At 70.0% G+C, this 973-nt stretch carries 1 protein-coding gene; it reads right to left on the bottom strand.

The genetic code is table 11. The features are described 5' to 3' along the window. Positions 1–934, bottom strand: a 934-nt coding sequence (gene mutL / locus L995_RS30305; RefSeq protein ID WP_047475155.1) for a DNA mismatch repair endonuclease MutL, incomplete at its 3' end; no start/stop codon positions are given. Positions 935–973: the final 39 nt, after the last annotated feature.

The raw sequence follows: 973 nt of genomic DNA, 5'->3' as shown, positions 1-973 counted from the left end.
CCGCGTCCACGCGCGCGGGGTCGATCTCCACATACAGCGCATACACGGGCTGCTTGTGGCCGTGCAGAACATCCTCGTAGGCGCTGCGCGAGGCGTGGGTCAGCACCTTGTCGCGCACGAAGCGGCCATTGACGTAGCAGAACTGGTGGTCGGGACGGGAGCGCGCCGCATCGGGAATGCCCGCGCGGCCCGTGACATGGACGGCGCCCGACCAGTGCTCCACGGTCACGGAGTTCTGCACGAAGGCGTCGCCCAGCACATCGCCCAGGCGGCGCGCAAGGGCTTCGTCCGACATGCTGCCGGCGGCACGCCACTGCTCGACCAGCTTGCCTTCGTGCCAGATGGCAAAGCCCACGTCGGGCCGGGCCAGGGCATGGCGGCGCACGGACTCTATGCAGTGGGCCAGCTCCGTGGCATCGCTCTTGAGGAATTTGCGGCGGGCCGGCGTGGAGAAGAACAGCTCCTTGACCTCGACCGTCGTGCCCTGGTTGCGCGCGGCGGGGCGCAGCTCGCCGCTGCGCGCGTCGAGCAGATAGGCCGAGTCCTGGCCCGCAGGGCGCGAGAGGATGGACGCCTCCGACACCGAGCAGATGGCCGCCAGCGCCTCGCCGCGAAAGCCCATGGTGGCCACGGTCTCCAGGTCGTGCAGATCGGTGATCTTGCTGGTGGCATGGCGGCGCAATGCCACGGGCAGCTCATCGCGCGGGATGCCGCCGCCGTCGTCCTCCACCGAGATCAGCCGCACGCCGCCGGCCAGCAGCCGCACGTTGATCTGGCGGGCGCCCGCATCCAGTGCGTTGTCCACGAGTTCGCGCACCACCGAGGCAGGACGCTCGACGACTTCGCCGGCCGCGATCTGGCTGATCAGCTCGTCGGGCAGGTCGCGGATGGGGCGGCGGGGGAGGGTGTCGGAGGAGGGGATGGATGCGTTCACGCGGCAATTCTAGGGGCTCGCATCCACCGCTTGCGGGCT

This window comes from Delftia sp. ZNC0008, assembly GCF_000799035.1.
Classification (GTDB): domain Bacteria; phylum Pseudomonadota; class Gammaproteobacteria; order Burkholderiales; family Burkholderiaceae_C; genus Comamonas; species Comamonas tsuruhatensis.
Note: the sequence above shows the minus strand (reverse complement) of the source record. Positions and strands in the feature narration are given on the sequence as shown.